This is a genomic window from Staphylococcus sp. 231237_7MaSpsaltlick (assembly GCF_043107035.1).
In genome coordinates this window covers 1-6,426 of sequence record NZ_JBICNX010000054.1, presented here as the reverse complement: position 1 = coordinate 6,426, position 6,426 = coordinate 1, and the positions used below count along the sequence as shown (strand labels likewise).

The 6,426-nt window shown below is 31.4% G+C and carries 10 protein-coding genes; all 10 read right to left on the bottom strand.

Annotation, left to right across the window (positions count from 1 at the left end; translation table 11 throughout):
- Positions 1-727: ComEC/Rec2 family competence protein (locus ACF91D_RS29120; protein ID WP_392438216.1), on the bottom strand; the 727-nt coding region annotated here is incomplete at its 3' end.
- Between the two features lie 208 nt (positions 728-935).
- Entirely contained in the window at positions 936-1,400 is a 465-nt protein-coding gene (locus tag ACF91D_RS29115) for a ComE operon protein 2 (protein ID WP_042738545.1), read from the bottom strand.
- A gap of 65 nt (positions 1,401-1,465) precedes the next feature.
- Positions 1,466-2,146 carry a helix-hairpin-helix domain-containing protein gene (locus tag ACF91D_RS29110; protein ID WP_107527848.1) on the bottom strand — a complete coding sequence of 227 codons (681 nt, stop codon included), beginning with the start codon at positions 2,144-2,146 and terminating at the stop codon, positions 1,466-1,468.
- A 48-nt stretch (positions 2,147-2,194) separates the two neighbouring features.
- Entirely contained in the window at positions 2,195-2,914 is a 720-nt protein-coding gene (locus ACF91D_RS29105) for a class I SAM-dependent DNA methyltransferase (protein WP_107527849.1), read from the bottom strand.
- Between the two features lie 2 nt (positions 2,915-2,916).
- On the bottom strand, positions 2,917-3,270 hold the full coding sequence (gene rsfS, locus ACF91D_RS29100) for a ribosome silencing factor (RefSeq protein WP_042738542.1): 354 nt from the start codon (positions 3,268-3,270) through the stop codon (positions 2,917-2,919).
- A complete protein-coding gene (yqeK, locus tag ACF91D_RS29095) occupies positions 3,271-3,855 on the bottom strand; it encodes a bis(5'-nucleosyl)-tetraphosphatase (symmetrical) YqeK (protein ID WP_107512986.1) in 585 nt (194 codons plus the stop codon).
- On the bottom strand, positions 3,845-4,417 hold the full coding sequence (gene nadD / locus ACF91D_RS29090; protein ID WP_107512985.1) for a nicotinate (nicotinamide) nucleotide adenylyltransferase: 573 nt from the start codon (positions 4,415-4,417) through the stop codon (positions 3,845-3,847). The genes yqeK and nadD overlap by 11 nt, the downstream gene beginning before the upstream one ends.
- Positions 4,417-4,707 carry a ribosome assembly RNA-binding protein YhbY gene (gene yhbY, locus ACF91D_RS29085; protein WP_042738539.1) on the bottom strand — a complete coding sequence of 97 codons (291 nt, stop codon included), beginning with the start codon at positions 4,705-4,707 and terminating at the stop codon, positions 4,417-4,419. The genes nadD and yhbY overlap by 1 nt, the downstream gene beginning before the upstream one ends.
- Before the next feature lie 13 nt (positions 4,708-4,720).
- Positions 4,721-5,521, bottom strand: coding sequence for a shikimate dehydrogenase (gene aroE / locus ACF91D_RS29080; protein ID WP_042738538.1), 801 nt, complete (start codon positions 5,519-5,521; stop codon positions 4,721-4,723).
- 11 nt (positions 5,522-5,532) lie between these two features.
- The coding region (gene yqeH, locus ACF91D_RS29075; RefSeq protein ID WP_392438215.1) for a ribosome biogenesis GTPase YqeH at positions 5,533-6,426 on the bottom strand (894 nt) is incomplete at its 5' end.

The following is a 6,426-nucleotide window of genomic DNA, read 5'->3' as shown; positions in this document are numbered from 1 at the left end:
AGCCAATATTATAAATATAAGAAGGATTGACCGTTGATAATACGATAAAAGCAAGCCCTAATATGTCCATTGAGTTGTCAATAACACGCTTAGGAAGGCTAATTACAATGATTGCTGTCAGTATTGCTCTCGTCGCACTTGGAATAAAATTTGTATAAAATAAATAGCCAGTCAAGACAACAATCAATGTAACTTTAATTAATATTATTGGTATTTTCAATCGATTTAACACAAAACTTATGACAAATATCAAAATAGCAATATGTGTACCACTAACAGCAGATAAATGATAAATACCAGTTTCCTTCAATTTCTCTAAATAATGTTCATTAATAATGGTAGTATCACCAGTAATTAATGCTAAAATACGATCTGTATTTTTAAAGTGTAATGTAGATAACCTCTGTTCTAAAAATAATTTATGGTTATCTAGCAAACCGGTCACAACATTGTTCTTTGAAGTATAACAACTTGCTAAGTCGATTTTTTTAATAAGCATATGCGCTTTATGATTAAAGTGATGCTTGAATGGCTTTATTTCTGCATTAATACGACAAGTCTTGTTCACAATGCTATTTGATTTTATCGGATTTATTTCACTGTTATTAAAATATGAAAATTTAAATTCTTTGTTGTCATAGCGTAACTTGCCAGTCACTTTTTTATTATCAAGTGACAAACGTCCAAGAAAAGTGACTTGGTCATGTTCTAGTTTTTTATTGGACATTTGGTAATGTTCGGCTTTGCTATGTACATAATGATTGTAAAATAAAATAAAGCTAGCAAATGGTATCAATATAAGTATAACTATTTTAAAATTGCTGAACTTCTTATTAATAGCAATAAACAATAAAATTAAAAATAGAAATACCGAGATCAACTTAACACGTAGCCATAATACGCCAACTAAATACGCTATAGCATAATATATCAAATTATGATTTATTGACTAAATATTGAGCTACATGATGCTGATTAAACGGAATTTTTTTATAAATAATACCAGATTGATCTAATAGCTTTAATGCATATTCATGGTTGTGATAGTCTTCCGCATAGTAAATAGTCTTAATTCCTGCTTGGATTATTGATTTTGTGCAATTCAAACAAGGGAAATGAGTAACATATATTGTTGCATCTTCAGTAGAAACGCCCTGCTTCGCACATTGAAGTAAAGCGTTCATTTCTGCATGTATTGTTCTAATACAATGTCCGTCTTGAATAAGACAACCTTCATCTATACAATGTACTTCTCCTGACACTGATCCATTATACCCACCTGCTATTATACGATTATCCTTTACTATTGTTGCCCCAACCGATAAACGTTCACATGTTGACCTTAATGCTAACAAATGACTTTGTGCCATAAAATATTCTTCCCATTTTATGCGATCCATGATGTTTCCTCCAATGTCGATTTTATTATAGATTTATTTCTATTATGACAGATTTCAACAAAAATCTATACGATAAAATATTCTCGTAACTTTTCAAATGTTTTTACGCCAATCCCATTTACTTTCTTTAAATCTTCAACTGTAGTAAAAGCACCATTTTCATTTCTATACTCAATAATAGCCTTAGCTTTACTTGAACCGATTCCAGGGACGTTTTGTAATTCTAATTCTTGAGCAAGATTTAAGTTAATCTTTGTATTGTCAGTTTTTGCTGACTTATTTACATTATTTTCATTTAGTGATTTCGATAAATTAGGTTGTGAGACTTCACCTTTTTTGGGAATATAAATCACCTTTTGATCTACTAATTTTTCTGAAAGATTAATTTGACTTAAATCAGCATCATGTTGAACACCTGCTTTTTCTAACAGTTGCTTAACTCTATCCGTGCTTTTCATTTCATATAAATCCGGTCTTTTAACAGCACCCTTTAAATCTACAAAAACAGTCGTAGTTTGTTTAGCGTCAGTTGATTTGTCTTTATTTGAACTTTTAGTTTGATTGCTATGAAGATCATTTGATGCAAAATGTTCAATGTTATCTCCTTTATGTTGAACAATATCTTGTTGATTATTAAAGTTACTCAATAATAAAAATATAATGATTACGCACAATACACAAATACAAATTAAGAAATAGCGGTATTTTAATACAAACGATTTAATGTGTTCTATTATTGGTAGCATAAAAAATCACTCCTCAATACATTACACGTATCAAGGAGTGTTTTTACTTTATTTTTTTACAATAAAAAACAAGCGGTGCCCGTTTTCATCATCTTTATTATTTATATCAAAGTCTAAAAATGTTTTTATCTTAGTAAATCCAGTTTGCTTTAGCATATCAATGTATTCATTTTTAGAATAGGTTCTTTGATAATGTGATTCATTAAAGCGTTCGTATTGTCCATTCTCTTTTTTAATAAAGAATGACATATCATGCCATACGCTATGTTTTTCCTCACCTTGTACAGCTTCCCATCCTAAATAAATATCTTCTGACTCATCAATGTAACTCTGATTATTAAAAAGTGTATCCATTTTGTGAGTCGTATGAACATCAAACATTAACACGCCATCAGTCATTAAATGCTTATTCACATGTTGAAATGTAGCAATAACATCATCTTGGTCTTGTAAATAATTTAATGAATCACAAAAAATAGTAATCACGTCAAATTGTCTGTTGAAATCAAAATCTGTCATATCTCCTTCAAGCCAATTCACATGTGTTGATTTTTGTGAAGCCATCGCTAACATATCAACGCTTAAATCCATGCCCGTGACATCATTATAAGTTGATAATAGTGATGTAAAACTGCCTGTTCCACAACCAATATCTAATATAGATGCGTTATCTTTAGCATACGTTTGAACAATATCTAACCATGCATCATAGGGTTGATCTAATGTAAGTTGATCATAGAACAAACTCATTTCTTCATATTGAACCATAATTAATAAACAGCCTGTCCATATGTTTCTAACGGTGCATCTTGATATAATTTCTCAATATTGTAATAGTCTCTTTCATCTTTATGGAATACATGGATTACAACATCAGCTAAATCAATTAGAATCCATCTCGCTTCATTAAAACCTTCCATACGTTTCACTTCGATGTCTGCCTCGTTTGCCGCTTCTTTGACAGCACGTGCAATTGATTGAACTTGTCGTTCATTATTACCATGGCATATTACAAAGTAATCTGTCATATCACTAATACCTTGCATTTTTAACGAAATTATATCTTCTGCTTTTTTACTCTCTGTTGCTTCGACAGCAATGTTTAATAATTGATCTGAATTCATTTAATCATCCTTTACTCTTTCGTCACTATAATTGTAATAATTCAAGCATGCAATCGTCGCGTCAAATACATTGATATCTTTACCAATCAAATACATAACAGTGCGCTTAGATATTTCATAAATTGTTTTATCTAAGCTACCTTGATTGTATGCTAAATCACGAATTTCTTCAACGCCTGGGGTCTTACGTCCAGGTTCAATGTAATCTGCAACAAAAACAAGCTTTTCCGTTTTTGTCATTTGTGCTCTACCCGTCGTATGATATTCAATCGCACTTAATACTTCATCATCGTATACACCATATTTTTCCTTCATGATAACAGCGCATACTGGTCCGTGTAAAATTTCCGAACCGTAGCTTAATAATTTACTATCTAGATTGTGTTTTGTAACAATTTGATACATTTCACCTAAATCATCATATTTTGAATAATCATGTAAAATACCTGCTAATTCTGCTTTATCTTTATCTCCGTCATATATATCCGCTAGTTTCACAGCAGTTTCTGCAACTCTCAGTGAATGCTCAAATCGCTTTTGCGGCAATTTTTCCTTTACAATGTCTATTGCTTGATCAATTTTCATATAACCCTTCCTCTCGTATATAATGTTCTACACTTGAGGGTACAAGTACTTGAATATTGTTCTTGCGTTTCACATTCTCCCTAATTAATGTTGAACTTATATCTATGCGTGGAATATTAATTGCTACCATACCATCTTCAACATCCTGTGTTGATTGGCCTCTATTAACAATTACAAAAGTGATTTTGGCTTTTAGTTCATCAATCCTATACCATTTATCAAGTTGATCATACTGATCCGTGCCTATTACAAAATATAATTTTGCTGTTGGATATCGTTCCAACATTTGCAAAATCGTATCGAATGTATAGCTTTGACCTTTACGTTCTATTTCATCTAAACATATTTCACCGAAACCGAGTTCATCGATTGTACGCTTAATCATTTCAACTCGAAATTTCGCATCTAAATATTCATCTTGTACTTTTAATGGCGACATATAACTTGGTAAAAATATAAATTTATCTGGTTTTATCGCATGATTAACTTCGCTAGCTACAACCATGTGAGCTATATGAATCGGGTTAAATTGCCCACCGTAGATTACAATAGATTTTGTCATTATGGTAATTGAATTTGTTTATTGTCTGTTGATTCTTTGTATAATACAATCATTGACCCGATTACTTGTACAATTTCACTTTTAGTTGCATCACTTAAACTCTGCGCCAAATCATTTTTATCTTCAAAATTATTTTGTAACACATGAATTTTAATCAATTCTCTATTTTCAAGTGTATCCTTTATTTGCGTTACCATATTGTCACTAATTCCAGATTTTCCTATTTGGAAAGTTGGATCCACATTATGAGCTTTACTTCTTAAAAATCTTTTTTGTTTACCTGTTAACATTGTAAATTCTCCTCTATAACCTTTTTAATACTGCTTCTTTCATAACTTTAATATTAGGCATTTTTCCTGTCCAAATCTTGAAACTTTCAGCACCTTGGTAAACAAACATATCTAAACCATTATGGATTGGATTGCCATTTTCTTCTGCTTTTTCTAATATCGGTGTTTTAAATGGAATATAAACAATATCACTTACTAATGTGTGTTCTGCTAAATTATCAAGATTTATTGGAATTTCTTTGTTACTTTTCATACCCGCTGGGGTCGTATTTATAATAATGTCAAATTCAGATAATGCAGATTCCGCATCAGTCAGTGAAATTTTATTTATATCTAAATTCCAATTATCAAATCGAGACATCGTTCTATTAGCAACCGTTAGTTTTGGTTGAACATATTTAGTTAGTTCATTTGCAATCCCTTTACTCGCACCACCAGCACCAAGCATTAATATATAAGCATGCTCTAAATCGGGATACACTTGCTTTAATCCAGTTACATACCCAATTCCATCAGTATTATAACCAATCCATTTATCATTCACTATTTTGACTGTATTAACTGCACCTACAGTTTCAGATTGACTATCAATTTCATCAAGATATGGAATGATATTTTCTTTATGTGGAATTGTAACATTAAATGCTTCTATACCCTTTTCAGTTATTATTTCTTTAATTAAATGAAATTTTTCTTGGGGTATATCAATTGCTTCATAAGATGCATCTTCATCATGTAGTGCTTCAAAATTCGCATTATGCATAGCAGGTGATAATGAATGATCTATTGGATTTCCGATAACCGCGTATTTCATAATTTACCCCCTTACATAATTGAATTTCTTAAAATAACATCAACATTCTTAGGTACACGGACAATAACCTTTGCACCTTTATCAATTGTGATAAAGCCAAGTCCAGAAATCATCACATCACGCTTTTCTTTACCCGTTTCGAGACGTACAGCTTTAATATTTTGTAAATCAAACTGCTTTGGATCATTCGGCGGTGCTAATAATGAACCAATTTGATTTTTCCATAGCTCATTTGCTTTTTCAGTCTTGGTCCTGTGTATATTTAACTCATTTGAAAAATAACAAACTAACGGACGTTTGCCACCACTTACATAGTCAATACGTGCTAAACCACCAAAGAATAACGTTTGCTCTTCATTTAGTTGATAAACACGCTGCTTAATTTCATTTTTCGGCATAATCGTTTTAAGCTCTTTGTCACTCACAAAGTGTGTCATTTGATGCGCTTGAATAATACCAGGTGTATCAAACATGAACGATGTTTCATCTAATGGAATATCTATCATATCTAAAGTTGTACCAGGGAAACGTGATGTTGTTACGACATCTTTTTCTCCTACACTACGTTCAATTAATTTATTAATCAAAGTTGATTTCCCAACATTTGTCGTTCCAACGATATAAACGTCATCATTTTTACGAATACTATTGATTGATTCTAACAATTCTTCAATTCCTTCATTCTTCATCGCTGAAATAAGGACAACATCATCAGCTTCCAACCCGTATTTTCTTGCGGTTTTTTTCAACCATTCTTTAACACGACGCTTATTAATTTGCTTAGGTAATAAATCTAATTTATTAGCTGCTAAAATAATCTTCTTATTGCCTACGATTCTTTTCAAAGCATTGATAAATGATCCTTCAAAGTCAAATACATCTACCACATTGACAATTATGCCATT

What these genes read in the sequence shown, in the direction of transcription:
- ACF91D_RS29115 (WP_042738545.1), bottom strand. Translation starts at nt 1,400, where the DNA reads ATGGATCGCATAAAATGGGAAGAATATTTTATGGCACAAAGTCATTTG.
- ACF91D_RS29110 (WP_107527848.1), bottom strand. Translation starts at nt 2,146, where the DNA reads ATGCTACCAATAATAGAACACATTAAATCGTTTGTATTAAAATACCGC.
- ACF91D_RS29105 (WP_107527849.1), bottom strand. Translation starts at nt 2,914, where the DNA reads ATGGTTCAATATGAAGAAATGAGTTTGTTCTATGATCAACTTACATTA.
- rsfS (WP_042738542.1), bottom strand. Translation starts at nt 3,270, where the DNA reads ATGAATTCAGATCAATTATTAAACATTGCTGTCGAAGCAACAGAGAGT.
- yqeK (WP_107512986.1), bottom strand. Translation starts at nt 3,855, where the DNA reads ATGAAAATTGATCAAGCAATAGACATTGTAAAGGAAAAATTGCCGCAA.
- nadD (WP_107512985.1), bottom strand. Translation starts at nt 4,417, where the DNA reads ATGACAAAATCTATTGTAATCTACGGTGGGCAATTTAACCCGATTCAT.
- yhbY (WP_042738539.1), bottom strand. Translation starts at nt 4,707, where the DNA reads ATGTTAACAGGTAAACAAAAAAGATTTTTAAGAAGTAAAGCTCATAAT.
- aroE (WP_042738538.1), bottom strand. Translation starts at nt 5,521, where the DNA reads ATGAAATACGCGGTTATCGGAAATCCAATAGATCATTCATTATCACCT.